General features: G+C 66.8%; 28 protein-coding genes. 10 read left to right on the top strand and 18 right to left on the bottom strand.

The window, feature by feature from the left end; translation table 11 throughout:
• Window positions 1-2 precede the first annotated feature (2 nt).
• A complete protein-coding gene (locus tag RCO38_RS19110; RefSeq protein WP_308330030.1) occupies window positions 3-1193 on the top strand; it encodes a PLP-dependent transferase in 1191 nt (396 codons plus the stop codon).
• Between the two features lie 33 nt (window positions 1194-1226).
• The gene (locus RCO38_RS19105) at window positions 1227-1415 is read left to right on the top strand and encodes a hypothetical protein (RefSeq protein WP_308330029.1); all 189 of its coding nucleotides are present in this window, start codon (window positions 1227-1229) and stop codon (window positions 1413-1415) included.
• 4 nt (window positions 1416-1419) lie between these two features.
• Here the strand turns inward: RCO38_RS19105 and mnmH are convergent, their stop codons facing one another.
• Complete coding sequence (gene mnmH / locus RCO38_RS19100) at window positions 1420-2505, bottom strand: tRNA 2-selenouridine(34) synthase MnmH (RefSeq protein WP_308330028.1); 1086 nt, start codon at window positions 2503-2505, stop codon at window positions 1420-1422.
• A 7-nt stretch (window positions 2506-2512) separates the two neighbouring features.
• Complete coding sequence (locus RCO38_RS19095; protein WP_308330027.1) at window positions 2513-3190, bottom strand: arylesterase; 678 nt, start codon at window positions 3188-3190, stop codon at window positions 2513-2515.
• Between RCO38_RS19095 and RCO38_RS19090 the strand changes: the two genes are divergently transcribed.
• The 4 genes from RCO38_RS19090 (at window position 3189) to RCO38_RS19075 (ending at window position 6362) form a co-directional block, all read left to right on the top strand.
• On the top strand, window positions 3189-3878 hold the full coding sequence (locus tag RCO38_RS19090) for an ABC transporter ATP-binding protein (RefSeq protein WP_308330026.1): 690 nt from the start codon (window positions 3189-3191) through the stop codon (window positions 3876-3878). The two genes, RCO38_RS19095 and RCO38_RS19090, sit on opposite strands and share 2 nt — an antisense overlap.
• 41 nt (window positions 3879-3919) lie before the next feature.
• Window positions 3920-4663: a 23S rRNA (guanosine(2251)-2'-O)-methyltransferase RlmB gene (rlmB, locus tag RCO38_RS19085; RefSeq protein ID WP_308330025.1), complete on the top strand. Its 744-nt coding sequence runs from the start codon at window positions 3920-3922 to the stop codon at window positions 4661-4663.
• Between the two features lie 36 nt (window positions 4664-4699).
• On the top strand, window positions 4700-5032 hold the full coding sequence (locus RCO38_RS19080) for a hypothetical protein (protein ID WP_308330023.1): 333 nt from the start codon (window positions 4700-4702) through the stop codon (window positions 5030-5032).
• A 91-nt stretch (window positions 5033-5123) separates the two neighbouring features.
• On the top strand, window positions 5124-6362 hold the full coding sequence (locus RCO38_RS19075; protein ID WP_308330021.1) for a Yip1 family protein: 1239 nt from the start codon (window positions 5124-5126) through the stop codon (window positions 6360-6362).
• Window positions 6363-6368: 6 nt separating this feature from the next.
• Here the strand turns inward: RCO38_RS19075 and RCO38_RS19070 are convergent, their stop codons facing one another.
• From RCO38_RS19070 to RCO38_RS19050, 5 genes are read right to left on the bottom strand one after another with little or no spacing between them, the layout of a single operon-like run.
• On the bottom strand, window positions 6369-6965 hold the full coding sequence (locus RCO38_RS19070) for a chromate transporter (RefSeq protein ID WP_308330019.1): 597 nt from the start codon (window positions 6963-6965) through the stop codon (window positions 6369-6371).
• The gene (locus RCO38_RS19065) at window positions 6962-7567 is read right to left on the bottom strand and encodes a chromate transporter (RefSeq protein WP_308330017.1); all 606 of its coding nucleotides are present in this window, start codon (window positions 7565-7567) and stop codon (window positions 6962-6964) included. Before RCO38_RS19065 ends, RCO38_RS19070 begins: the two co-directional genes overlap by 4 nt.
• Before the next feature lie 27 nt (window positions 7568-7594).
• Window positions 7595-8338, bottom strand: a complete 744-nt coding sequence (fabG, locus tag RCO38_RS19060; protein ID WP_308330015.1) for a 3-oxoacyl-ACP reductase FabG — start codon at window positions 8336-8338, stop codon at window positions 7595-7597.
• Between the two features lie 3 nt (window positions 8339-8341).
• Window positions 8342-10501 (bottom strand): 3-hydroxyacyl-CoA dehydrogenase NAD-binding domain-containing protein, encoded by a 2160-nt coding sequence (locus RCO38_RS19055; RefSeq protein WP_308330013.1) that lies wholly within the window; start codon window positions 10499-10501, stop codon window positions 8342-8344.
• Between the two features lie 19 nt (window positions 10502-10520).
• Window positions 10521-11726 (bottom strand): acetyl-CoA C-acetyltransferase, encoded by a 1206-nt coding sequence (locus RCO38_RS19050; protein WP_308330011.1) that lies wholly within the window; start codon window positions 11724-11726, stop codon window positions 10521-10523.
• A 110-nt stretch (window positions 11727-11836) separates the two neighbouring features.
• On the opposite strand from RCO38_RS19050, the gene RCO38_RS19045 reads away from it, so the two are divergent.
• Complete coding sequence (locus RCO38_RS19045) at window positions 11837-13003, top strand: acyl-CoA dehydrogenase family protein (RefSeq protein ID WP_308330010.1); 1167 nt, start codon at window positions 11837-11839, stop codon at window positions 13001-13003.
• Between the two features lie 14 nt (window positions 13004-13017).
• Here the strand turns inward: RCO38_RS19045 and RCO38_RS19040 are convergent, their stop codons facing one another.
• The 11 genes from RCO38_RS19040 to RCO38_RS18990 form a co-directional block, all read right to left on the bottom strand.
• Complete coding sequence (locus RCO38_RS19040; protein ID WP_308330009.1) at window positions 13018-13617, bottom strand: ABC transporter ATP-binding protein; 600 nt, start codon at window positions 13615-13617, stop codon at window positions 13018-13020.
• On the bottom strand, window positions 13614-14201 hold the full coding sequence (locus RCO38_RS19035) for a hypothetical protein (protein ID WP_308330008.1): 588 nt from the start codon (window positions 14199-14201) through the stop codon (window positions 13614-13616). The genes RCO38_RS19040 and RCO38_RS19035 overlap by 4 nt, the downstream gene beginning before the upstream one ends.
• Window positions 14198-14608, bottom strand: coding sequence for a GtrA family protein (locus RCO38_RS19030; RefSeq protein ID WP_308330007.1), 411 nt, complete (start codon window positions 14606-14608; stop codon window positions 14198-14200). Before RCO38_RS19030 ends, RCO38_RS19035 begins: the two co-directional genes overlap by 4 nt.
• On the bottom strand, window positions 14605-15555 hold the full coding sequence (locus tag RCO38_RS19025; protein ID WP_308330006.1) for a glycosyltransferase: 951 nt from the start codon (window positions 15553-15555) through the stop codon (window positions 14605-14607). Before RCO38_RS19025 ends, RCO38_RS19030 begins: the two co-directional genes overlap by 4 nt.
• Window positions 15552-16505 carry a UDP-glucuronic acid decarboxylase family protein gene (locus RCO38_RS19020; RefSeq protein ID WP_308330005.1) on the bottom strand — a complete coding sequence of 318 codons (954 nt, stop codon included), beginning with the start codon at window positions 16503-16505 and terminating at the stop codon, window positions 15552-15554. Before RCO38_RS19020 ends, RCO38_RS19025 begins: the two co-directional genes overlap by 4 nt.
• A 391-nt stretch (window positions 16506-16896) precedes the next feature.
• Window positions 16897-17622, bottom strand: coding sequence for a class I SAM-dependent methyltransferase (locus RCO38_RS19015; protein WP_308330004.1), 726 nt, complete (start codon window positions 17620-17622; stop codon window positions 16897-16899).
• Window positions 17619-19181, bottom strand: coding sequence for a glycosyltransferase family 39 protein (locus RCO38_RS19010; protein WP_308330002.1), 1563 nt, complete (start codon window positions 19179-19181; stop codon window positions 17619-17621). The genes RCO38_RS19015 and RCO38_RS19010 overlap by 4 nt, the downstream gene beginning before the upstream one ends.
• A gap of 61 nt (window positions 19182-19242) precedes the next feature.
• Window positions 19243-19872 carry a general secretion pathway protein GspB gene (locus RCO38_RS19005; RefSeq protein ID WP_308330001.1) on the bottom strand — a complete coding sequence of 210 codons (630 nt, stop codon included), beginning with the start codon at window positions 19870-19872 and terminating at the stop codon, window positions 19243-19245.
• Window positions 19873-19885: 13 nt separating this feature from the next.
• The gene (locus RCO38_RS19000) at window positions 19886-21574 is read right to left on the bottom strand and encodes an ExeA family protein (protein ID WP_308329999.1); all 1689 of its coding nucleotides are present in this window, start codon (window positions 21572-21574) and stop codon (window positions 19886-19888) included.
• Between the two features lie 86 nt (window positions 21575-21660).
• Window positions 21661-22200: a bactofilin family protein gene (locus RCO38_RS18995; protein WP_308329997.1), complete on the bottom strand. Its 540-nt coding sequence runs from the start codon at window positions 22198-22200 to the stop codon at window positions 21661-21663.
• Window positions 22201-22327: 127 nt separating this feature from the next.
• Complete coding sequence (locus RCO38_RS18990) at window positions 22328-23224, bottom strand: crotonase/enoyl-CoA hydratase family protein (RefSeq protein ID WP_308329995.1); 897 nt, start codon at window positions 23222-23224, stop codon at window positions 22328-22330.
• 79 nt (window positions 23225-23303) lie between these two features.
• Between RCO38_RS18990 and RCO38_RS18985 the strand changes: the two genes are divergently transcribed.
• The 3 genes from RCO38_RS18985 to RCO38_RS18975 all read left to right on the top strand — a co-directional run bounded on the left by RCO38_RS18985 (window position 23304) and on the right by RCO38_RS18975 (window position 26150).
• Window positions 23304-24164, top strand: coding sequence for a helix-turn-helix transcriptional regulator (locus tag RCO38_RS18985; protein ID WP_308329994.1), 861 nt, complete (start codon window positions 23304-23306; stop codon window positions 24162-24164).
• An 82-nt stretch (window positions 24165-24246) separates the two neighbouring features.
• Window positions 24247-25950, top strand: coding sequence for an FAD-dependent monooxygenase (locus RCO38_RS18980; protein ID WP_308329993.1), 1704 nt, complete (start codon window positions 24247-24249; stop codon window positions 25948-25950).
• A complete protein-coding gene (locus tag RCO38_RS18975) occupies window positions 25947-26150 on the top strand; it encodes a DUF2783 domain-containing protein (RefSeq protein WP_308329992.1) in 204 nt (67 codons plus the stop codon). The genes RCO38_RS18980 and RCO38_RS18975 overlap by 4 nt, the downstream gene beginning before the upstream one ends.
• Window positions 26151-26256: the final 106 nt, after the last annotated feature.

Raw genomic sequence — 26256 nt, 5'->3', positions numbered from 1 at the left:
CGATGTCAGACCTCTGCACCCGACTGATCCATCATCCTTACCGCCCTCCCGAGGGCTTCGACTCCGTCGCGCCCGGTGTGCACAAGGCGTCGACGGTCCTGTTCAAGGACGTGCACGCCCTGCGCACGCAGGAGTGGGCCGACAAGAGCGGCTACACCTACGGCCTGCACGGCACACCGACCACCTTCACGCTGGAAGAGCGCATCGCGACTCTCGAAGGCGGCCAGTATTGCGTGCTGGCGCCCAGCGGCCTGTCGGCGCTGACCCTGGTCGACATGAGCTTCCTGCGCCAGGGCGACGAGGTGCTCCTGCCCGACAACGCCTACGGTCCGGGCAAGTCGTTTGCGGCCAGCGAGCTCTCGCACTGGGGCATCACCCACCGCTATTACGATCCACTGGATCCGGGCGACCTGGCCAGCCGCCTCTCGCCGACCACGCGCCTGGTGTGGATCGAGGCTCCCGGTTCGATCACGCTGGAGTTCCCTGATGTTCCTGCACTGACTGCGGTGGTGCGTAGCGCCAACCAGGGCAGGGGGGGGGAGCGCCGCATCCTGACCGCGCTGGACAACACCTGGGGTGCCGGCGTTGCGTTCTGCCCGTTTGACCTGGGCGTTGACCTGTCCATGCAGGCGCTGACCAAATACCCCAGCGGGGGCGCCGACGTGCTGATGGGCTCCGTGGTGACGCGCGACCACGCGCTGCACCACCAGTTGCTGATGTGCCACATGCGCCTGGGCCTGGGCGTGAGCGGCAACGACACCGAGTTGGTATTGCGGGGGCTGGCCTCCATGTCCTTGCGCTACCAGGCACAGGATGCGGCCACGCGGGCGCTGGCGACCTGGATGCAGGACCAGCCGGGCGTGGTGCGTGTTCTGCATCCGGCGCTGCCGGGTTCGCCCGGTCATGAGGCATGGTCACGTGATGCGACGGCGGCCGCCTGCCTGTTCAGTGCCGTGTTCGACGACCGCTTTTCCCAGTCACAGATCGATGCCTTCTGCGACCGCCTGCGTCTGTTCCGGCCAGGCTGGAGCTGGGCGGGTCCGATCAGCCTGTGTGCGCCGTACAACGTGCCGTCCATCCGGACCCGGCCCTGGGCTCACAAGGGTGGGCTGGTGCGGTTTGCCATCGGCCTGGAAAGCGTCGATGATCTCAGGGCCGACCTGGCTCAAGCCCTGGTGGCCCTTCACACCTGACCGATTCACTTCCCCAACCTCGGAAACATTCCCTTGGCCACACCCAACTACGGATACGAAAAACGCCAACGCGAGCTCGCCAAGAAGCAGAAGAAAGAAGAAAAGCTGCGCAACAAGGCCGAGCGCAAGTCGCACGGCGATGGCGGCACCGATGAGCAGGATGCCAGCCAAAGGCCAGAGTCCGGCGACAGCGCCGATTCCGGTCCGTCTTCTGCCAACTGAGCGGTCAGCCCGGGTCCTTGAGGGGCCGCGTGTACGTCTGGCTCAGAAGGGCACGTGCGGCGACGCGCATCGCCTGGTCCGAGCCGGAGTGGAGGTTGCACACCACTGCCTGGGAATAGAGCGCGAAGTTGCGGTCGATTGAAGCCGCATACGTCGGGTCGTAGTGCGTCTTGAGCAGGTCCAGCACCACTTCCTGTGTGCGCCCGGCGCGTACCTTGTCGATCCACTCAGCGACCACCGCCTTGCCGCGCAGTTCGGTCAGGGCCTCCAGGCGACGGCAGAAGTGCTCGCTGTCCTTCACAAAAAAATCGTAGTCTTCCATCAGCAGCGCCACGCGCTCCCCGTCGGGCAGTCGCAGGTCGATGCAGGGGCTCGCGCGCATCGCGTCGATGAGTGCGTCGGGCACCCGCAGGTTGCCCACTTTCTTGCTCTCGCTCTCGACAAACACCGGCCGTGAGGGATCGAAGGCCTGCAGGGCCTCCCACACCAGGCTGTCGAAGCGTTTCTGGCTAGGCTGTTCAACCCCCGGGATGTGCCCTAGCACCGAGCTGCGGTGGCGGGCCAGGCCTTCGAGGTCCAGCACCTGCGCACCTTCGGCCGCCAGCGCGTGCAGCAGGCGGGTCTTGCCGCTGCCGGTGGGGCCGCATACCACGCGGTAGTGCAGGCGCTGGGCCTGCGCGGGCAGGTCGTCCACAAGGGCGGCGCGCCAGGCCTTGTAGCCCCCTTCGATCAGGGTGACCTGGAAGCCGATGGCGCCCAGGATGGTGGCCAGTGCGCCGCTGCGGTTACCGCCACGCCAGCAATAGACCAGCGGCTTCCAGCCCTTGGGTTTGTCCAGCACTTCTCGTTCGATGTGGGTGGCGATGTTGCGTGCTGCAAGCGCGGCGCCGCGCTTCTTGGCCTCGAAGGCATCGACCTGCTTGTACATGGTGCCGATCAGGATGCGTTCGGCGTTGTTCAGGCTGGGCCAGTTCAGCGCACCCGGCACGTGGTCGAGCGCATGCTCGTCTTCGGAGCGGGCGTCGATGATGGCGTCGAATTCGCTGAGGCGGTGCAACACCTCGGTGGCAGGCAGTGTACGGACGGGCATCCGCCGATTATCGTTTCTGCAGCAAGGGCGCGAGCACCGGCCAGACGTTGTTGGCGATCGTGGCCTGCGCCGCCTCGTTGGGGTGTATGCGGTCCTCCTGGAACAGCAGCGTCGGATCCGGCAGGTCGGCGACGCCTTTGAGCAGGAAGGGCACCAGCGAGGCCTTCTCGGCGCTGGCCACCTGCTGGAACAGGTCCCGGAAGTCACGGGTGTACTGGCTGCCGTAGTTGGGCGGCACCTGCATGCCGACGATGACCACCTTCGCGCCGTCCGCCTTAGAGGCTCTCGCCATCGCGGTCAGGTTGTCGCGCGTCATGTTCAGCGGCAGGCCACGCAGCGCGTCGTTGGCGCCCAGCTCGATGATCACCACGGCCGGCTTGTGAAGCTTGAGCAGCGCCGGCAGGCGGGAGCGCCCCCCGGAGGTGGTGTCGGCGCTGATGCCCGCGTTGACCATGCGCGCGGGGATGCCTTCCTTGAGCAGCCGCTCCTGCAGGATCTGCACCCAGCCGCTGCCCCGTTTGAGGCCGTATTCGGCGCTGAGCGAATCGCCGACCACCAGCACGGTGGCGGCGGTGGCCGCGGTTTGCGCCGCGGCGGGCCCGATTGACCCCGTGAGGGCGGCGGCGCAGAGGAGGGCGTTAAAGTGGCGGCGTTTCAACTGGCGGGCCTTTCGGGGCGGCTTCATGGCACAAGAAATGATTGTGGTGCAGCATGTGTTCAAGTCGGTCACCGACTCCACAGGCACGCTGACGATTTTGCGCGATATCGATTTCTCCCTGCGCCAAGGGGAAACCGCCGCCATCGTCGGTGCCTCGGGTTCGGGCAAGAGCACCCTGCTGTCCATCATCGCGGGGCTGGACACGCCGACCCGCGGCACCGTGTTCATCGATGGCGTCGACCTGTTTGCACGCGACGAGGACCAGCGCGCTGCGCTGCGTGCCCAGAAGCTCGGTTTCGTGTTCCAGAGTTTCCAGCTGCTGGGCAATCTGACCGCGCTGGAGAACGTGATGCTGCCGCTGGAACTGGCAGGGCGGCGAGATGCGCGCAGCGCGGCCACCGCCATGCTCCAACGCGTCGGCCTGGGCGAACGCCTGGGTCACTATCCCAAGGTGCTGTCCGGTGGCGAACAGCAGCGCGTGGCCCTGGCGCGTGCTTTCGTGGTGCAGCCCGCGGTGCTGCTGGCCGACGAGCCCACGGGCAGCCTAGACTTCGCCACCGGCGAAAGGGTCATGGAGCTGATGTTCGAGCTCAACCGCGAGCAGGGCACCACGCTGGTGCTGGTGACGCACGACCGGGGCATCGCCCAGCGTTGCGAGCGGCGCATCACCATCGAAGCGGGCCAGGCGAGCGAGCCGGCCGAGGCCGCCGCCTGAACGGTCCGGCAACAGAGCGTGGGGGCGGGATAATCGGGGGCATGTCCTCCCCCAAAGTCCTGTTCGGCTTCCATGCCGTGGGCGTGCGCCTGAAAACCGCGCCCCAATCCATCATCGAGATCTATTTCGAACCGACCCGGCGTGACCAGCGCATGCGGCAGTTCATCGAGCGCGCCAAGGAAGCGGGCGTGCGCCTGATCGAGGCCGATGGCCTGCGCCTGGCCAAGCTCGCAGGCAGCCATGGTCACCAGGGCGTGGCGGCCCGGGTCAACGCGCTGGAACAGGCCCATTCGCTCGATGAATTGCTGGAGAAGCTGGAGGCCGACGGCATTGCGCCCTTGCTGCTGGTACTCGACGGTGTCACCGACCCCCACAACCTGGGCGCCTGCCTGCGCGTGGCCGACGGTGCCGGCGCCCACGCGGTGATCGCGCCCAAGGACCATGCGGTGGGCATCAACGCCACGGTGGCCAAGGTGGCCAGCGGGGCGGCCGAGACCATCCCGTATTTCATGGTGACCAATCTGGCACGCACCCTGAACGAACTCAAGGAACGCAACATCTGGGTCATCGGCACCAGCGATGATGCGCCCAAGACGCTCTACCAGGTCGACCTCAAGGGGCCGGTGGCCCTGGTGCTGGGCGCGGAGGGCGACGGCATGCGCCAGCTCACGCGCAAGACCTGCGACGAGCTGGTGGCCATCCCCATGAAGGGTGGCGTCGAGAGCCTGAACGTGTCGGTGGCCAGCGGGGTGTGCCTGTACGAGGCACTGCGCCAGCGCGGCTGATTCTTTTTTTGCTCAAGGGAGGCCCGAATGAAGCCCATGACGTCCGCGTTGGCCTGTGTTCTGGGGGCCGTGCTGCTCGCCGGCTGTACCCAGGAACAACAGAACAAGATCAGCCGCGACATCCAGAACTGGACCGGCACCAACGGCGTGCTCGAAATCTACGCGGGGGAGAAGCTGGCCCGGCGTTTTCTGTCCATCGACAAGATGAGCACGGCCCTGGGCACGGACGACGGCAAACCGCGCGCCTACCGCTACGGGTACGGCGTGCTCGACGAGAACCAGAACATGGTCGTTGATCCGGGCGAGAAAAAGGTCTACTTCGAGATCAGCGACTACACCAACGCGGTGTTCTTCGAAAGCCCTCGCTGAAAAGTGGCCCGCCGCCGTGGATGGCGGTATGGTTTGTGTTGCGGGACCGTATTCGCATTTCTGTGTCAGCAATGTCCCCGAGGAGGAACCCATGAACCTGGTTGAACGCGTGCAATCCATCCTGCTCAAGCCCAAGACCACCTGGCCGCTCATCGAAGGCGAGCCGGACGACATTCCGGGCCTCTACAAGAACTATCTGGTCTATCTGGCCGGCGTGTCGTCGGTGGCGGCCTTCATCGGCTTCAGCCTGATCGGCACTGGCATGATGGGTATCCACTTCCGGGTGCCGGTCCTCGCAGGCCTGGCCAACATGGTGGTCGGATTTGTGCTGACGCTGGTGATGATCTATGTGCTGGCACTCGTGGCCAATGCGCTGGCCCCCAGCTTTGGCGGCCAGAAGGACATGGGCAAGGCTTTCAAGCTGGTCGCCTACGGCGCCACCGCCGGTCTGCTGGGCGGGGTGTTCAACCTGCTGCCGGCGCTGTCCATGCTGGGTCTGCTGGCCGCGCTCTACTCGATCTACCTGCTCTACACCGGTGTGCCGGTGATGATGAAGGTGCCCGAGGGCAAGGCGCTGGGTTTCACCGCCGTGCTGATCGTCTGCGGCATCGTCGCCAGCATCTTGGTGATGACCGTGGGCAGCCTGTTCAGCGGCGGCGCCGGCATGATGATGGGCGGCGCCAGCGTTCCCGCGGGCGACGTGAGCATCAAGGTGCCCGGCTCTGAAGTCACCATCAACACCACGCAGCTGGAAGAAGCGGCCAAGAAGATGGAAGCGGCCAGCAAGCAGATGGAGGCGGCCCAGGCCAAGGGCGACTCGGAGGCCGCGGGCAAGGCGCTGGGCGAGATGATGGGCGCGGCCATGGGCGGTGGCCAGGGCGGTCAGCCGTTCGCACCCGACGCGCTGCAGGCCTTCGTGCCGGCCAAGCTCGCGGGCATGGAGCGCACGGCCATCGAGGCCCGCTCGGATTCGGCCATGGGCATGACCTTCTCCAGTGTCAGCTCGGAGTTCCGCAACTATGCCGGCCGCGTCGAGGTCAAGGTGCAGGACATCGGCGCCATGCCCGCCCTGATGATGGCGATGGGGGCCTGGGCGCAGAGCACCGTCAGCCGCGAAACCCAGGACGAGGTCGAGAAGGTCTACAAGAAAGACGGCGTGGCCTTCAAGGAGGAGTACCGCAAGGATGGTTCGCGCGCCGAGATGTCGATGATGCTGGCCAACGGCGTGCTGATCGAGGTCAGCGGCGACAACGTGAACATCGACGGCGTGCGCACCGCGATGAACGCGCTGGACGTCAAGGGCCTGTCCGGCCTGCAGCGCCAGAAGTAGAGCGGTTCAGACCCAGCCCAGGGCGCCCACCAGCGCGCCCGCGCCGATCATCCAGAGCAGGTGCAGCTTCGTTCGCCACACCAGCACGGTGGCGCAGACGGTCAGCAGCCACAGGGGCCAGTCGCGTGACGGGTCGTCGTGTGCGGCACTCAGCAGCCAGCCGGTGGCGATCAGCAGTGCGATCACGATCGGTGCCATGCCGGTCTTGAAGGCCCGCACGGCGCGCAGTTCGCGGTTGCGGTGACCCCACTGCGTGGCGGTGTAGGTCAGTATGGACGAAGGCAGCATGATGGCCACCAGCGTCACCACCACCCCCAGCAGCGCCAGTGCCCAGGCCAGCCAGCCGGCCGAAGGGCCGCCGCCCGCGTTCAGGCCCACGTTCCAGCCTAGCAGCGCGACGAACAGCACATTCGGACCCGGGGCGGCCTGCGAGAGGGCGATGGACGAGTTGAACTGGGCGTCGGTGAGCCAATGCTGCTCGCCGACCAGGTAACGGTGCATGTCGGGCGCAGTGGTGATGGCGCCGCCCACGGCCAGCAGCGACAGCGAGGCAAAGTGCAGGAACAGGTCCAGCCAGTTGGCGAAGGTGGGCGCCATGCTCATGCCTGGGCCTCCTGGCTCACGCGGCCCAGCACCCGGTAGGCCCAGAGGCAGGCGCCGCCGCCGATGACCAGCAGCACCCAGGCCAAGGGCAGTCGCAGCAGGGCGATGGCGGTGAAGGTCAGGGCGGCCAGGGCGATGCAGACCCACAGGCCCATGGCGTTCCTGTCGAGCGCAGCGATGAGCTTGATCCCGGTGGCGGTGATCAGGCCGGCGGCCACGGCCCCCATGCCCCGCAGCGCACCTTGTGCCGCAGCGCTGTCGGCCACGCTGCCGTACAGCGCGGCCAGCAGCAGCACGAGGACCAGCGGTGCGGCCAGCATGCCCGAGAGCGCAGCCAGCGCGCCCGGCAGGCCGAAGTACCGGCCGCCGATCATCAGCGACAGGTTCACCACGTTGGGGCCGGGCATGATCTGCGCCACCGCCCAGTCCTCGACGAACTGTTCGCGGGTCATCCAGCGCTTCTTCTCCACCAGCTCGCGCTGCACCACCGCCAGCACCCCGCCGAAACCCTGCAGGGCCAGCCAGGTGAAGGACAGGAAGAGATCGGTGCGCGAGCGCGGGCGGTTGGGTGGGGCGTCGGTGGCGGGGGTGTGTTCGGGCATGTCCGGATTATCCCGGGCGCCCGGTGGTCACACCGACATGCCGCCGGAAACCTCGATGACCGCCCCGTTGATGTAGCTGGCCTCGTCGCTGGCCAGGAAGGCGTAGACGTTGGCGATTTCCTTCGGCTGGCCCAGGCGCCTGAGCGGCACGCGGTGCTCCATCTCCTGGATCACCTTGTCGGGGATGGTGTTCAGGATGGGCGTGCTGATAAAGCCAGGGGCGACCGCGTTGACGCGCACACCCTTGGGGCCAAGCTCGCGGCTCCAGGTCTTGGTGAAGCCGATCACGCCGAATTTGGTGGCAGCGTAGTTGGTCTGGCCGAAGTTGCCGTAGATGCCGACCACGGACGAGGCGTTGAGAATGACGCCGCTGCCCTGCGCGGTCATGGTGTCGGCCACGGCCTGCGCGCAGTGGAAGACACCGCGCAGGTTGACGTCGATCACCTTGTCGAACTGCTCCAGCGTCATCTTCTGCAGGCGCGCGTCCTGCGTGATGCCGGCGTTGTTGACCAGTACGTCGATGCGGCCGAAGCGCTCCTTCACCTGCGCGACCACGGCGTCGACCATCTCGCGCTGGGTCACGTCCATCACGAAGCCGACCGCGGTGCCGCCTTCGGCCTGACATTGTTTGACGGCCTCGTCGACCGCGGCCTGCTTGACGTCGCAGACCACGACGGTGGCGCCTTCGCGCGCGAACTTCAGGGCCGTGGCCAGGCCGATGCCTTGTGCGGCGCCGGTGATGAGGGCGATTTTTCCTTCGAGTCGTTTCATGAATCAGTACTGGGGTTGGTGTTGACGCAGCGCGGACTTCACCGCATCCGCGAGTATGAAGCCGCTGCCGTGGCGGGCGGCCAGCTCGGTGCAGCGCTGCTCGAAAGCCTCGATGCCCTGGCCGTAGATGAACTGCAGCGCGCCACCGGTCCAGGCCGGGAAGCCGATGCCGAAGATGGAACCGATGTTGCCGTCGTGCACGCTGGTGAGCACGTCCTCGGCCAGGCAGCGCGCGGTCTCCACCGCCTGGCGGTAGAGCAGGCGGTCTTTGACGTCCTGCAGGTTCCATTCGACGCCCGGCTTTTCATAGAGCGCCTTGAGCTGGGGCCAGAGCTGCTTCTTGCCGCCCTCGGGGTAGTCGTAGAAGCCGCCGCCGGCTGCGCGGCCCGGGCGGTTGTGCTGTTTCACCATCTGCTCGACCAGGGTCTCCCCGGGTGTGGCGACGTACTGCCGGCCTTCCTTCTGGAAGTCGATGCGGGTCTGCTCCAGCACGTGCACCGACAGCGACAGCGCGGTTTCGTCCAGCACCGCCAGTGGCCCCACCGGCATGCCGGCCTGCATGGCGGCGTTCTCGATCACCGGCGCCGGGATGCCTTCGCCCAGCATGGCCGCGCCTTCCATGACAAAGGTGCCGAAAGTGCGGCTGGTGTAGAAGCCGCGCGAATCGTTGACCACGATGGGCAGCTTGCCCAGTGCCTGCACGTAGTCGTAGGCGCGGGCGATGGTCTCGTCGTCGGTGGTCTGGCCGCGGATGATCTCGACCAGCTTCATCTTGTCCACCGGGCTGAAGAAGTGGATGCCGACGAACTTGGCCGGCTGGGCGCTGGCCAAGGCCAGGCCGGAGATGGGCAGGGTGGAGGTGTTGCTGGCGAAGAAGCCACCCTCGGCGAGCATGGGCTCGGCTTCTTTCGTCGCCACGGCCTTGAGCTCGCGCTGCTCGAACACGGCCTCGATGATCAGGTCGCAACCCTGCAGCTCGGCGGCGTTGGCGGTGGGGGTGATGAGGTTCAGGATGCCTTGCTGCTTCTCGGCCCTCATCTGACCCTTGTCCACCCGCTTCTGCGTGAGCCTGGTGGTGTACGACTTGCCTTTTTCGGCAGCCTCAAGACTCACGTCCTTGAGCACGGTGGCGATGCCGCGCGTGGCCTGCGCGTAGGCGATGCCCGAGCCCATCATGCCGGCGCCCAGGATGCCGACCTTCTTCGGCTGGTACTTCGCCACGTCCTTTGGACGCGACTGCCCGCCCTTGATGGCGTTCATGTTGAAGAAGAAGGTGTTGATCATGTTGCGCGCCACGTTGCCAGTCATCAGCCCGGCCAGGTATCGGCTTTCCACCCGCATGGCGGTGTCGAAGTCCACCATCGCGCCCTCGACCATCGCGGCCAGCGCCGCCTCGGGCGCCGGGTACAGGCCACGCGTCTTCTGCTTGAGCACGGCGGGCGCCACGCTCAGCATGCCGGCGATCTTGGGGTTGCTCGGCGTGCCGCCGGGCATCTTGTAATCCTTGCGGTCCCAGACGTGGGTGCAGGCGTCCGGCTTGCCCTGGGCGGCTTCGATGAAGGCCAGCGCGCGCGGCATCAGCTCCTCGGCTGTGGCGACCAGCTCGTGCACCACGCCGATCTTCAGCGCTTCCTCGGGGCCGAAGAGCTTGCTTTCCAGGATGTAGGGCTGCGCCGCCATCAGGCCCAGCATCCGTGTCATCTTGGTGATGCCGCCGCCGCCCGGGATCAGACCCAGCGTGACCTCGGGCAGGCCGAACTGGATCTTCGGGTTGTTCACGGCGATGCGGTGGTGGCCGACCAGGGCCACCTCCAAGCCGCCGCCCAGCGCCGCGCCGTTGAGGCAGGACACCACCGGCACCCCCTGCGTCTCGAGGGTGCGGAAGTTCTTCTTGATGCGTTCGATCTCGCGGAACACGCGCGGACCGTCGGCTTCGGTCGAGCGCATCACGGCCTTGAGGTCGGCGCCGGCGAAGAAGGTGCTCTTGGCCGAGGCGAGCACGATGCCCTTGAGCTGCCCGCGGTCCTTCACGGCCTGGGCCGCGATGGCGTCCAGATCGTCCTGCCACTGCAGGCACATGGTGTTGACCGGCGAACCCTGCTCGTCGAAGGTGATGGTGGCAATGCCGTTGGACAGGTCGTAGCGGATGGTTTTCGTGATCATGTTCGTGGTCTCCGCTGGTTCAGACGCGCTCAACGATGGTGGCGATGCCCATGCCGCCGCCCACACAGAGAGTGGCCAGGCCATAGCGTTTCCCGGTCCGGTGCAGTTCGTCGATCAGTGTGTTCAGGATCATCGCGCCGGTCGCGCCCAGCGGGTGGCCGAGCGCGATGGCGCCGCCGTTGACATTGACCTTCTCGTGCGGCACGCCCATCTCCTGCATGAACTTCATGGGCACGGCGGCAAAAGCCTCATTCACTTCGAACAGGTCGATCTGGTGAATGGTCAGGCCTGCCTTGGCCAGCGCCTTGCGCGCGGCGGGCATGGGGCCCGTCAGCATGATGGTCGGGTCGGCGCCCGAGAGCGCGACCGAAACGATGCGCGCACGCGGCGAGAAGCCGTGCGTCCTGCCTGCGGCCTCGCTGCCGATCAGGATGGCCGCCGCGCCGTCGACGATGCCGGACGAGTTGCCGGCGTGGTGCACGTGGTGGATGCGCTCGACCTGCGGGTAGCGCTGCAAGGCCACGGCGTCGAAGCCCATGGCGCCCAACTGCTCGAACGCGGGTTTGAGACCGGCCAGGCCTTCCATGGTCGTGCCCGGCTTGATGAACTCGTCCTGCTCCAGGATGGTCAGGCCCATCTTGTCCTTCACCGGCACGACCGAATGGTCGAAGTGACCAGCTGCGCGCGCGGCCGCGGCGCGCTTCTGCGATTCCAGCGCGAAGGCGTCCACGTCTTGCCGGGAAAAGCCGTTGAGCGTGGCGATCAGGTCGGCGCCGATGCCCTGCGGCACGAACAGGGTGGCGCTGTTGGTCTCCGGGTCCTGCGCCCACGCGCCGCCGTCCGAACCGATGGGCACGCGGCTCATGCTCTCCACACCCCCGGCGACCACCAGGTCTTCCCAGCCACTCTTCACCTTCATGGCCGCCATGTTCACGGCCTCCAGGCCCGAGGCGCAGAAGCGGTTGAGCTGCACACCCGCGCAGCGCCAGTCCCAGCCGGCCTTGAGGGCGGCGACCTTGGGCAGCACCGAACCCTGCTCGCCGATGGGAGAGACCACGCCCATGACCACGTCGTCCACAGCAGTGGTGTCCAGGTCGTTCCGCTTCTGCAGTTCGGTCAGCAGGCCGGCCAGCAGGTCGACGGGCTTGACCTCGTGCAGGCTGCCGTCCTTCTTGCCCTTGCCGCGCGGTGTGCGGATGGCGTCGTAGACGAAGGCTTCGCTCATGGTGTCTCCTATGGGAAAAGTCCGGTGCCGGACCCAATCGGATCAGTATAGACTTTTGCCAAGCAATTGCTTTGTATAAATCAACCTGCCCAGTCCGAAAGGTGACAGCCATGATCGACCGCACGCTTTTCAACGCCGACCACGAGGCCTTCCGCGACAGCTTCCGTCGTTTTGTCGAGAAGGAAGTCACCCCGTTTCACGACGGCTGGGAAGAGCAGGGTTATGTGGACCGCGCCGTCTGGCGTTCCGCCGGTGAAAACGGCTTCCTCTGCATGACCATGCCCGAAGCCTACGGCGGGGCGGACGCCGACCGGCTGTACTCGGTCGCGCAGATGGAAGAGATCGCCCGCGCCGGCGTCAGTGGCATCGGGTTTGGCCTGCACAGCGAGATCGTGGCGCCGTACATCCTGCACTACGGCACCGAGGCGCAGAAAAAGCACTACCTGCCGCTGCTGGCCACCGGCGAGATGGTGGGGGCGATTGCCATGAGCGAGCCGGCCGCCGGGAGCGACCTGCAGGGTGTGAAGACCACGGCGATCAAGAGCGCGGATGGCTCGCACTATGTGCTCAACGGCAGCAAGACCTTCATCACCAACGGCTGGCACGCCGACCTGGTGATCGTGGTCGCCAAGACCGACCCGTCGGCCGGCGCGAAAGGCACCAGCCTGTTCCTCGTCGAACGCGGCATGGAAGGCTTCTCCAAGGGCCAGCGCCTGAAAAAGCTGGGCATGAAGGCGCAGGACACGTCGGAGCTGTTCTTCGACAACGTGAAGGTGCCGGCCGGGAACCTGCTGGGCGGCGCCGCGTTCGAGGGCAAGGGCTTCATCTGCCTGATGGAGCAGCTGCCCTGGGAGCGTCTGCAGATCGCGATTGGCGCCGTGGCCTCGGCGCAGGCCGCCATCGACTGGACAGTGCAGTACGTGAAGGACCGCAAGGTGTTTGGCCAGCCGGTGGCCAGCTACCAGAACACGCGGTACACCCTGGCCGAGCTGCAAACGGTGGTACAGGTGGCGCGTGTGTTCGTCGACAAATGCTGCGAACTGGTGTGCGAGAACAAGCTCGACACCGCGACCGCCAGCATGGCCAAGTACTGGTGCTCCGACCTCCAGTGCAAGGTGATGGACGAGTGCGTGCAGCTGCACGGCGGCTACGGCTACATGTGGGAGTACCCGATCACCCGCGCCTACGCCGACGCGCGCGTGCAACGCATCTACGGCGGCACCAACGAGATCATGAAGGAGGTGATCTCGCGCTCGATGGGCCTGGGCGGGCGCTGAGGCCCGCCAGGCCGTCAGCCCAGGTCGATGCGCTGAGAGATGGCCAGATCCGCGGGCGCCTTGTAGTCCGCCAGCAGCACCAACCGGTCGGTGATCTGGGATTGTTCCCGCAGCCAGCCGGTGAGGCAGCGGATCGAGGCCAGGTCCAGCGCCGAGAACGGCTGGTCCAGCAGGGTCAGCGGAGGTTGCAGGGCCATGGCGGCGGCCAGACCCACCTTGCGCCGCCCGCCGGCGGAGAGCATGTAGAAGCCCTTGTGCAGGTGCTCGCCCAGCGACAGACCGTCGATGTGGGCCTCCAGCCGGTCGCGCGCCGGGCCCTGGGGCACCTGCCCGCGCAGCCAGTCGGCCACGATCACAGGGTCCAGATCGGGACGCGTCATGTTGGGCCGCAGTCCGGCGTGTGCTTCACCGATGTCCTGTCCGCCCAGACGCAGTGTTCCTGCCTGCGGTCGGATTTCGCCGGCCAGCAGGCGCAGCAGGGTGGACTTGCCGCGCTGTTCGTCGCCGGTCAGCAGGGCCAGGCCCGGTGCCAGCGAGGCGTTTAGGTGGGCAAACAGTGGTGCCTGACGGGGCCAGGCAAAGCCCAGGTCCCGGATCTCCAGAAACACGCTCACTGGCACTGGTAGTCGACGACGTCTGCGCTTTGGCGGAACGGGTCGGTCAGGTCCGAGGAGTACTGGCCCATCAGCAGGCGCTGCTTGGGCAGGAAGTTCTGGCGGAAGTATCGGCTGGCGGCGGCCAGGCGCTGGCCCTTTTCGGTGAGCTTGACGCAACCGTTCTGGATGGCGATGGTGCCCGATTCGAGTTGTTCGGTCAGCCGCACATCGACCAGCCGGTGTTCCTTGAGGTACTCCTGCGTGAACACGTCGGCGAAGCGGCTCTGCTGGATGCCGCCCCCGCGCTGCTGGATTTTCTCCAGGATGTAGAAGGACAGCGAGCGGTCGATCACGGTCGGCACCGAGATGGCGAAGCAGTAGCCGGAGAGCAGCCAGATCACCACCAGTTGCAGCTTCTCGAAACCGTTGAAGGTGCGGCTGGTCGAGATGATCAGTCCTGTGAGGAGGGCGGCGATCACGCCGTCGGCGATGGCCGAATAGAACACCACGTTGACCGCAAAGAAACGGATGTGCAGGTAGTAGACCGCCAGCAGCAGGACGACAAACAGGGCGGTGGCAGCGAGCGCGCGAAAGAGCTTCATGAGGGTTTGAACACCAGGAACTTGTTGCCGAGGTAGCTGAGCGAGACCTGCAGACCGGTGGCGATGACGAATCCGGCGCGGTAGTCCAGGCCGAGGCGGTCGGTCCATAGCCACAGCACCAGGCCGTGCAGCACCGCGATGGCGCCATACAGGCCGCCAAACTTCAGCAGCTGGGGCAGCCAGGGTTGTCGCGCGGACCTGGCGAACACATAGAAACGGCTGCCCAGGAACGAGCTGGTGATTCCGACGACCGCCGCGCACAGGTTGGCCAGCCCGGCGGAACCGAACCCCAGCACCTTCAGATTGAAGGTGAGCACCGCGTAGTGGACCGCGGTGGCGACCAGTCCGTTGACGACGAACCGAAACAGCTCGTGGCGCGGATGGGAGGCGACCACGCCGTCGTTCATGGGGCGGTCTCGATGACCTCGGCGATGAACTCGCGGTGGGCGATGGCGGTGACCACGCTGCCGCTGCGCATGACGCCGGTGAGCATGAGGGTCATGAGCGCCAGGGCGCCGGTCTGCAGGAACAGCAGCACGAAGATGCCCAGCACCAGCGAGAACCAGCCGGGCGTGGAGTAGCCCAGCAGCTTCAGCACCACGGCGCTGACCGATCCCACGACCGAGAACGCAGCGATCACCGCGCTGAAGATGCCCACCCGCACCAGCACGTCCTCGGCGAACACCATCAGGGCCTTGAAGCCGTGCAGCGCCAGGCCCACGAAGTTCATCTTGGACTGGCCGGCGTAGCGCGGGCCGCGGTCCAGCGGGCAGACGCTGGTGCGCAGCTTGGAAGCCAGCACGGCCGCCGCCACATGGATGGGCAGCTCCTGCATCGCCACCAGGCGCTGCACCGCCGCTGGCTTGAGCGCCATGAAGTTGCCAAAGCTGATCGGACGCCCGGTCATCAGCTTGAAGAAGCGCTTGTAGACCTGGTAGAAGGCCTTGAACTTGAGCGTCTCCACACGGCTCTTGCGCTGCGCGACCACCACGTCCACATCGTTGCGGTCCAGCGGCTTGAGCAGCTCCGGGATGGTCGAGGGCAGGTCCTCGCCATCCGAGTCCATCACCACCACCTTCTGATGCGCCGTCAGATGCTCGGCCGCATAGCTCAGCCCGATGGCGATCGCCCGCTGGTGGCCCACGTTGCGCCGCAGCTTGAGCACCACCCCGGCGACGCGCGCATCGGTCAGGCTGGCGATGGTCAGGGGCTGGCGCACCGATCCGTCGTCCACCGCGACCACGAACACCCGCTGGCCGAACTCCTTGGCCAGCTCCTTGAACAGCCGACCGCTGGCTTCCAGGTCTTCGTAGACCGGGGTCACGATCACGATCTCGTGCTGCGCGAAGCTCATGATTGCAGAAAGCGGCGGAAGTAGTCGATGGTCTTGTCCAGGCCTTCTTCGAGCTGGACCTGGGGCTGCCAGCCGAGCACGGCCTTGGCCTGCTCAATGTTGGGCTGGCGCTGCTTGGGGTCGTCCGAGGGGAGGGGCTTGCAGACCAGGCGGGACTTGCCGCCGACCTTGGCGAGCACTGCCTCGGCCAGCTGGCGGATGGTGAATTCGTTGGGGTTGCCCAGGTTGATGGGGCCGGTCACGCCGTCGGGGCTGGCCATCAGGCGCATGAAGCCCTCAATCAGGTCGTCCACGTAGCAGAAGCTGCGCGTCTGCGAGCCGTCGCCGTAGAGGGTGATGTCTTCACCGCGCAGGGCCTGAACGATGAAGTTGCTGACCACCCGCCCGTCGTTGGGGTGCATGCGCGGGCCGTAGGTGTTGAAGATGCGGGCGACCTTGATGTCCACCTTGTGCTGGCGGTGGTAGTCGAAGAACAGGGTCTCGGCGCAGCGCTTGCCCTCGTCGTAGCAGGAGCGGATGCCGATGGGGTTCACCTTGCCCCAGTAGCTCTCGGGCTGGGGGTGCACCTCGGGGTCGCCGTAGACCTCACTGGTGGAAGCCTGGAAGATCCTGGCCTTGGTGCGTTTGGCCAGGCCCAGCATGTTGATGGCGCCGTGCACGCTGGTCTTGGTGGTCTGCACCGGGTCCCACTGGTAGTGCACCGGCGAGGCGGGGCAGGCCAGGTTGTAGATCTCGTCCACTTCCACGTACAGCGGGAAGGTCACGTCGTGGCGCATCAGCTCGAAGTGCGGGTTGCCCATCAGGTGGGCGACGTTGTCCTTGGTGCCGCTGTAGAAGTTGTCGGCGCAAAGGATGTCGTTGCCCTCGGCCAGCAGCCGCTCGCACAGGTGCGAGCCCAGAAAGCCGGCTCCCCCGGTGATCAGGATTCTTTTTCTGTTGGAAATGCGCATGCAGGGCTCCGGGGCGGGTGGGGCAGGATTCGCTCGATTCAGTGACGATGGCCTGGGGCGCAGGCCGCGGCATTGTACTGGCAGGCCGGTTGCGGCCGATTGGCCGTCGGGCCAGGTGCAAATTGGCCCGACGCGGCAATGCGCCGCATATTGGGCCGCCTAAACCACCGGAAGGATCGTGTTTCGACCGATTGCATCGGCATGCCGGTGCGCCGCGGCGGGGTCCGGCAAGGCTTTGTTTTTGAATGCATTTCCGTGTGAGGAAATGTTTGAATTCTTCGGCTGAATCGGATTTTCTCCTGTCTGACTTATTTCTTTATTAAATGTCGAGCGGCGGTGATTTCGAAGTCCGATTTCGCAGCTGAATTGAATTGCTCATGCGGATGGAGGCTCACAGGTGCACGGGCCTATCCAGGATGCAGACGATGCTCTTGCCCAGCTGGAAACCGGTCAGCGGATCGACCAGCCGGGACATGCGCACCAGGACCGAATCCCAGAACCGGATTTGGCCGGGCGACGGCGAGTCGGACTGGAGCAGCAACCGGTTGGCGAGGCTGGCGAGCATCCCGACGCTGTCGAGGTAATGCAGGCGGCGGATGCGAAGTTCCTGCGGCACGATGGCGCGCAGCATCGCCTTGTCGTACCGGCGGAAATGCCCGATCTTTCTGTCAAAAGGCGTGTAGAGAAAGTTGTGGGCCGGCGCCAGGATCACAACATGTCCACCCGGTTGCAGAAGTCGGGTCACGCGCTCCAGTTCGGCCCGGTCGTCCCTGATGTGCTCCAGTACATCCAGGTAGAGGATGGTGTCGAAGTGCTCGTCCTGGGGCAGGTTCAGCGAGGTGCCGCAGACCGCCTCGTGGCGGGGCGAGAGCTCTCCTCGCGTGATGGACTCCTTGATTTGGCCCACCATGGCTGCGTCAGGCTCGACACTGAGCCAGCGGGCGAGGTGGCGGTGTCGGAGCGCCCGTGCGTTGGCACCGATTCCGGCACCCAGTTCGAGCACACGCTGGCCAAGATAGGGGTCAATGACCTGGGACCAATAGGTCTTCCAGTGACTCGCAGTGGCAAACAGGTCGAGTTCGGTGCCGCTGTAACTGAATGGGCCGGATTCGGTCACTGTCTTGGCGGCGCTGATGGGGGCGCCACGGTGGTGCGGGTGGGCGGGGTGTATGTCCTGCAGTAGTCACTCTCCCCGAAGTCGTGCAGCAGCGCAGCGGCACCCTGTCCGCTCCACCGCTGCAGAGGCTGGGCAACGGAGGCCATGTGTTCCAGGAAGCTGGCGCGTGCCTGGAGCCGGTGGGTGACGATGACCCAGCTGCGCCGCATGGGCTGTTCGCCGCACAGGCGGCGCACCGTGGCGATCGCGTCGTGGTGCTGGTTGGGGGTGGGGCGGAAGACCACGACGGGCATGGCGCTCAGATCGTGCGTGCGCGAGTAGAAGTTGAAGGCCTTGTGCGACATGGAGTCGATCACGACGCCGTCTCCAGCTTGCATCTGGCCCGAGATGTGCAGGAGTGCACCTTTCATGTCCTGGTCGTTGTGGGGCTTGCGCACGACCTTCCACGAGGCGGCGGCAGGCACGAGAAGCACAAAGCCGGTGACGGTCATGGCCAGCAGCTGTCGCGCCGGCAGCTTTTTTCCGTCCAGCACCGCCTGGACCGTGGCCGCGAGACCGAGGTGCACCAGCGGCACGAGAAACAGGGTGGGTCGCGACCGGAGCGGGTAGAGGTGCAGCGCCGATGCAACCAATGTGGCCAGCAGCACCGCGAGCCCGATGGCTGCGATCCGTGGTGCGCGCCATGCCAGCGCCACCGAACCCGCCGCTGACAGTGCCAGAAGACCCATGTTCAGTCCGTCGAACCACGAGGCCAGCATGCCGTGGTGCGCCACGCCCACATGGCGCATGGCGAGGTAGACCAGCGCGAGCGCACTGTCCAGGTACCAGCGCCAGTCGCCCGGCGAGACCGGGGGCAGCGGTGCGTAGGCGAACTTCCAGAAGTCCAGCAGGTGCCGGTTGCCCGCAAGGGTGTTCATCACCAGGGTGTGGTGCAAGGCGAAGGCCAGCAACCACAGCAGCCCCATGCCAGTCAACGCCAGCCAGGCGGCTCGCTGGCGCTGGCGGATCGCCTCGCTCCATAGCACCAGCCCCACGCCTGCGAGAACGAACAGGCTGGGGTGCGACCACCAGATGGCGAAAGCACCTGCCACTGCCAGGATGAGACCGTCTCTCGGCCACCGTTGCAGATCGAAGCGCGCAGCCAGCCAGAGCAGACCCACCGTAGCCAGCACGTCGTTCTGGTACTGCTTGAACTCGGAGCTGTAGTAGACGAGCACCGGGGACAGGGCGAGCAGGCCCACGAACGTGGCCTGGGCGGCGCCATGCGACAGCGTCCTGCGCGCCAGCGCCGCTGCCGCCAGCAAGGTCAGCACGCCGGCGGCCAGCGGCTGCAGCCTCAGCGTCCAGTCTTGAACCCCCAGCAGGGCCGTCAGCAACTTCGTCAGCGCGAGAAACCCCAGCGGAGCCACCTGGCCGTTGGAGAGCGGCTCGAGCAGCAGCTGTCCCAGATCGCGCTCGAGGAAGTTGACCGCCAGATAGGCCTCGTCCAGCCAAAGCGACCGGTTGAACAGGTACTGACGACCTCGCAGCAACCATCCGATGCCGACAGCCAGTGCCAACCACAGCGTCACCCGGCCCCATGGACGGGTTGCGGCGCGCGGTGTCGTCGGACCGGTCTGTTCAGTAGTTGATGTTGTATCGGGAGCCACGGTGGTTGAGTATGGCGCTTCTGGGCGAAATGACCTCCACCTTCAGGCCCGGCTCGATCTCCTCACCCTCTCGCACCACCTTGCCGTTGGCGATCAGCATCCGGTGCGACGCGTTCGAGGAATAGGTGACACCGGAGATCTGGACCGGCGGCGCCGAAGCGGGCGCCGCGCCGGCCGGTGGGGGCTGCCCGTCCGGGCTGGCCGCGTTGCTGGCGGGGCCGGCCGCCGGTGGTCTGGGTGCGGTGGCGGGCGGCGCCGCAGCAGGAGGGGGGGGCGGTGCTGGAGCCAGGATAGGCAATGCGGGGGCCGGCGCAGTAGGCGGCGCGGCTGCGTTCACCTCGGCCGTCACCGGGGCGTGGCCCGGCGCCTGCACGGTGGCGGCTGGCGGCTGGGGTCCACCGGAGGCTGCGCGCCACCACCAGAAGACTGCGGCCGCGGCCAGCAGCAGGGCGATCCCCCCGGCCACCCAGGGCAGGCCAGGTTGCCGAGACCTTGCCGTGCGCGCTGCAGGAGCGGGCGTGCCCTGGCTGTGCAGCCCAGGCACATGACCCCGTTCGCGTTCGGCGTCGGCCCGTTTGAGTGCATCAAGGATGTAGGACATGGCGCGACGGCGTTCAGGGTTTGCTCAGGCGGGGTTCGTCCACGCCAGCCGCCAGGTTGACCTGCATGAAGGTCATGGAGCCGGCCACACCGTCGGCTTCCAGTCCCTGGGTCTTCTGAAAGGCCTTCAGGCGGGTGGCGAAGGTGCTTGCCTCGGCGGGTATCAGGCCCTGGGTCTGCAGGCCGATGAGCTGTGCCGCGAGCCAGTCGCCGGCCGCTCCCTTGGGATTCTGAACAACGCGACCGCGGGTGCCCTCGGGTTGGCGCCAGAGGGTCGCATAGTCGCCGCGCCAGATGTCGGCCAGTGCGGTCAGCGGCATCAGCCAGCGCTGCCCGTTGGCTTGTAGCGTGGCGGTTTCTGCCGTCATGGCGGTGACGATGGCGCGCCTCGGCTCTTCACCGCCTGGGCGCAGCAGCAGGATGCCTGGACGGTTCAGCTGGCGCAGTCCATGCAGTGTCATTCGCTGGGTGCTGAAACACTGCAGCTGCTGCTCGAGCGCCACCGTGCACGGGTCGCCGCCGGCCAGGGGCTGGCCCCAGAGCGCACCGAGCTCGCGCCAGGCCGTGACCTCGGAGCCCAGCAGGTCGGCAGATCCGGGTGGGCTGGTGAGCGGCGCTGGGGCGGCCACGGGGAGCGGATCCGCAGGCACATCCACCGCAGCGGGTGGCTGGGGCTGAACCTGGGCCGGGCTGGGCGCCGGTGCTTCCGGCAATGAGCCGGTGGCGGGAAGGGGTTGCGAGGGCTGCAATGGCGCCCGCTGCTGCCACAGGAGCGCGGCCACGCCAGCGGCCAGCACGGCGCCGGCCAGGGCGCCCAGCGCCAGCGTGTGCCAGGGGCGGCCGCCCAGTGTTCTGACCGGAGGTGGCGGCGACACGCTGGCGGGCATGTCGAACACCTCGCTGGCCGCCTTGTCCACCATCGCCGGGCCGATCTGCCGGCTGTCGGTGGCGTAAGCGCCCAGCAGTGCGCGGTCGCACAGGAGGTTGATGCGACGGGGTACGCCCCGTGTGATCGCGTGGACCCGTGCCAGCGCTTCGTTGCTGAACGGCAGAGGCCCCCGGAGGCCCGCCACCTCCATGCGGTGGCGCACGTACTGCCGGGTTTCGGCCGCGCTCAGGGCGCCCAGGTGGAACCGCGCGATCACGCGCTGTGCCAGCTGTTCCAGCTCGGGCTGGGCCAGCACGGTGCGCAGTTCGGGCTGACCGATCAGCACAATCTGCAACAGTTTGCGCTCATTGGTTTCAAGGTTGGTCAGCAGACGCAACTGCTCCAGCACGTGTGGCGTCAGGTTCTGGGCCTCGTCGATGATCAGCACATTGCGCTGACCCGCCGCGTGGCTGCGCAGCAGGTATTCGTTCAACGGGTCGAGGTGGTCTTTGATCGTGGCGGGACCGATGCCCTCATGCCGCACTTCCAGCTGGAACTCGTGGCAGATGGTCTTGAGCAGGTCACCGACGGTGAGCTTGGGATTGAAGATGTAGGCGACCCGGCAGTTCTCTGGAATCTGTTCCAGAAAGCAGCGGCAGACGGTGGTCTTGCCGGCACCTATCTCACCGGTGAGCAGAACAAAACCGCCGCCGCCCTGCACCCCGTACAGAAGGAGCGCCAGCGCCTCCCGGTGCCGCTCGCTCATCAGGAGGTAACGGGGGTCCGGGGCGATGGAGAAGGGAGTCTGCTGGAGACCGAAATAGCCGGCGTACATGCCCAGAGGATAGCGGGGCCGCCGGGGCTGGCGCAAATGAACACCGCCCGCATGGGCGGGCGGTGAGGTTCAGGGGCGCGGGATGCTCAGGCGGCGAGGGCCATGGAGGGCTTGGCCACCGAGGAGGAAGGCTTGGCGGAACTGGCCACCGAGCACTCGATGTCGCCCGAGAGCTGGCCGCCTTCTTCGATCACCACCTTGCCGTAGCGGATTTTGCCCGTGACCTTGCCGGTGGCGTAGATCACGAGCTTTTGGCGCACGGTGAGGTTGCCGTCGAACACGCCGTGGATCTCGGCGATGTCGATCTCGGCCGATCCTTTGAAGGCACCTTGCTGGGCGATCTGGATCACGCGCGAGTCCATCGTGGCTTCGACCAGACCCTCCACGACGAGGGTGTCGCAGTCGGTGATCTCCACGCCCTTGAGCTTGATGTTCGGGCCGACCGTGAGCTTGCTGCCGCCTTCGGGCACCGTGGCACTCGTCGCTGCCGAAGCGGCCTGGCGGCTTTCGGCCTGGGTGCTGGAGGCCGGGGTGTTCACGCTGTTGGCGCCGTAACGGGGGGTGTTGAGCCCCTGGTTGAGGGCGTTGGTGGGTTCGTTGTCGCGTTTTCCGAAATGCAGTGCCATGCGAGCTCCTTCTGAAAGTGAAGCGGTCATGCTACGGACCGTGGGGCTTACATTCGGATCGCTGCCGTAAGAGGGGTAACGAGATGAACCGTACGTCTCGTTGCGGCTGTTGCGTAACACGCGCTTGCTATCTGCGTGTGTCCATTTCCCGCACCAGCGCGCGCGCCTCGTCACCTTCGGGGATCGGCCGTCCACTGTCGCGCCACTGCACCGCTGCCTTGAAGCCTTGTTCCTGTGCGTACCGGCGGAACCACAAGCCCTCGGGGTTGTGGCGCGTGATGCCGTCGAAGACGGTGGCGAACATCTGGGTCTGCTCCAGCCCCATGCTCAGCATGGCCTGGTTGACCACCAGCTTGTGCATGGCCAGGTGCGAGGAGGGCACGCCGGCGATGCGCCCCGCCAGCCGCATCACCGCCGCCTCCAGCTGTTCCGCCGGGACCGCCTCGTTGGCCAGGCCCCAGTCGGCGGCGGTGCGGCCGTCGATCACGTCGCCGGTGAACATCATCTGCTTGGCGCGCAGCGGCCCGAGCCGGTAGGTCCACATGGCCGTGGTCGGACAGCCCCAGACGCGGGTGGGCATGTAGCCGATGCGCGCGTCCTCGGCCATGACCAGCAGGTCGCAGCACATTGCGATGTCGCTGCCGCCGGCCACCGCCGCACCGTGCACCTTGGCGATCGTGGGCTTGGACGAGCGCCACAGGCTCATGAAGTCCTCGGTGTTTCGTTTCATGACGGCGTAGTCGGCCATCGGGTCCCAGGGGTGGGCTTCCTGCTGGCAGGGGTGTTCGATCCGCTGTTCGGCGTAGCCGGCAAGGTCGTAGCCCCCGCAGAAGCCCTTGCCCGATCCTTCCACCACGATGACGTGGATGTCCGGCTCGGCATTGGCCCACCCCACCGCGGCCCGGATCTCGCCGGGCATGGCGTCGTTGATCGCGTTGTACTGGTCCGGGCGGTTGAGCAGCAGGCGGGCGATGCGCGGCTGCTGCGGGTCGGGCGAGATGCGCAGGGTGCTGAATTCGGGCATGGTGTCTCCTCGGTGGCCGTGCCTGCATGCTAGGAGGCTTGCGCAGTGCGGGGGCGTCGCCTGCGCTACAGTGCCGCGCATGTCCGTGCCGCGTGTGCCCACCCCCTTGCGACGCCACTGGGTGCTGGGCTCCCGTCCGCCGACCGCTCTGGACCTGCCGTTGACGCAGGCCAGCGCGCTGCTGACCCATCTGGGCCAGGGCGCCCGGGATGCGGTGGCCGAGCACCTGCTGCGGCTGGTCGGTGCCCACGCACCACTGGCACAGTGCACCATCTTCGCCTTCGAACCCGGACGCAAGCCGAGCGTGGTGGCCGTGGGTGACCGCTCGCGCACCCAGGCGCTGCCCCACATTGCCGAGGCCTACGTGAGCCGCTACCACCGGCTCGACGGGCTGGCGGCCGTGATGCAGGCAGAGTGGGCCGCGGCGCACAAGGCCGGTGCGGAACAGCCGCGCATCCTTTTGCACCGGCAGACCGGTGCCGACATACCGCACGCCGGCTATCGCCAGACCTGCTACACGCTGCCGCAGGTGGCCGAACGCCTGGCGGTGCTGGCACTGTACGAAGGGCGGCGCTGGCTGTCGGTGCACCTTTACCGTGGCACCGAGCACGGGCCATTCGACGACTCGGCCATTGCCGTGGTCGAGGCCTTTGCACCGCTGATCGTTCAGGCCGTACGCCTGCACCACACGGGCCTTGCGGTCCACCAGGACCTGGGCGGCTTGCTGCTGGCGCGCGCGGTGCGGCGCTGGCCGCAACTCACCCAGCGCGACCAGGACGTGCTGGTTGCGCTGATGGACGGTCTGGACACGGCCGCGCTGGCCGGGCGCCTCGGACTCACCGCGTCGAGTGCCCAGACCTACTGCCAGCGCGTTTACCGGAAGCTGGGCGTGGCGGGACAACGGGAAATGCTGGCGGCCCTGCTGCAGTCCCGTGGCTGAACCTGAGGCGAGAATGTCCTGAAAACAGGACATGGGTGTGCGGGGCGCTCTCTACACTGCCCCGCAAGACAGGAGACCCGCCATGCACCAGCCCCACGCCGAGCCACGGCGCTCGATCTATTACGAGTACCAGGTGTTCGAAGCCTGGCGGCCGTCGTTGCATCCGGAAGAACAGCACGCTCCTGCGGTGATTGCGGGGGCCGGTCCGATTGGCCTCGTGACCGCGCTGGCACTGGCGCAGCAGGGCGTACGCTGCGTGGTGCTCGAAGCCGAACGGCAGGTGTCCGAGGGCAGTCGGGCCATCGCCTTCACCCGACGCTCGATGGAGATCCTCCAGCAGGTGGGCGTCGCGCACTGCGTCACCGCCAACGGCTTGCCGTGGAGCTGCGGCAACTCGTTCTACCGGGGCCGGCGCGTGTTCCGCATGGAGAACCCGCACGATCCGGACGACCGGTTTTCCCCGCTGATCAACATCCAGCAGCAGTACCTGGAGCAGTACCTGGTCGAGGCTTGCGACGCCCATCCGCTGGTCGAACTGCGCTGGGGAAACAAACTGCTCTTGGTCGAACAAGGTGCCTCGGGAGCTGCGCTGCAGGTGGACACGGCCGAGGGGCCATACAAGCTGCAGGCCGACTGGTTGGTGGCGGCCGACGGCGCACGCTCGGCGGTGCGCGCGCAGATGGGCCTCACGCTCGAGGGGGCGTCCTACGAAGGCCGCTTCGTGATCGCCGACATCCGGGTCGACCTGCCGCTGCCGACAGAACGCCTGGCCTTCTTCGATCCCGACTGGAATCCCGGCAACACCATTCTCATGCACCGCGAGCCGCATGGCCTGTGGCGGCTGGACTATCAGTTGCCACCCGGCGAAACCCCCGAAGACGCTCTGCGGCCCGCGTCGCTGAAGGCGCGCATCGACGCCCAGCTGGCCATGATCGGCCACGCCGGAGCCCCTTGGGAACTGGACTGGTGCTCGGTCTATTCGGCGCGGGCGCTCACGCTGGCCGACTACGTGCACGGGCGGGTGCTGTTCGTCGGGGATGCTGCCCATCTGCTGCCCATCTTCGGCGTGCGCGGTGCGAACACCGGCTTTCAGGATGCGCAGGCCCTGGCCTGGCGGCTGGCACTGGTGGCCAAGGGCGTGGCGCCGGTCGCGCTGCTGCGCAGCTACAGCAGCGAACGCGTCGGCGCGGCGCGCGAAATCATTGACGAGGCAGGAAAGAGCACGCGCTTCATGACACCGCCCAGCCGCGGTTTCCGCCTGTTGCGCGACGCCGTTTTGTCGCTCTCGCTGACCCAGCCCTTTGTCGGTCCGCTGTACCACTGGCGCACCTCGCGACCGCACGAGTACGGCGCCTCACCACTCAATGCCGTGGACGACGACAGCGCCGCGTTCGCGATGGGGCCAGGCCATGGCGCACCGCCGCGCAATGTGCGGCTGGGGGACGACGAGTTCCTGCTGGACCACGTGGACCACCGCTTCACGCTGCTCTTCGCCACCGAGGCGGATCTGCCGCGCGATTTGCTGGTGGTGGTCGAGGAACTGCGCGCCGATGGCCTGCCGCTGCAGGTCGTCGCGGTCGGCGGCAGCCTGCAGGTTTCCGGCGCTGACCGGACGCTGCCCGACCCGGACGGCCACGTGCGTGATCGGTACGGCTTGCGATGCGGTAGCGCCTACCTTCTGCGGCCCGACCAGCACGTCTGTGCGCGCTGGACGTTGCTGGACCCCCACCGGTTGCGTGCCGCCCTGCACGCCGCAGCCGGTCTGACCACGGGAGCCACCGCATGAACAGCCAGAACCCCGGCAGCCATGCCCTGACCGTCCCGGGCCTCGAACAGGTCTACGACCAGCTCGCCACCGCCATCGACGCGGTCGGGCCGCAGAAGACCGAGCTGTTCCTCGTCAAGCTGGCGCTGATGAATGCGAACGCGCTGGCCGATCCGGCGTTGTTCCAGGTGCACATCGACGCGGCGCTGAAAGACCTCTGAGCTTCAGCGGGCCGCGACGGCAGAAGCTGTGGCCAGCCCGCGCAGTGTCCCGCGGGGAGCCACTGGTAGGCGTCGCGCATGTTGGTGTAGGGGCCGCGGTAGCGCA

This window comes from Hydrogenophaga pseudoflava (genome assembly GCF_031020795.1).
In the GTDB taxonomy this organism is placed as follows: domain Bacteria; phylum Pseudomonadota; class Gammaproteobacteria; order Burkholderiales; family Burkholderiaceae_C; genus Hydrogenophaga; species Hydrogenophaga pseudoflava_A.
This window is presented reverse-complemented; position numbering and strand designations above follow the sequence as displayed.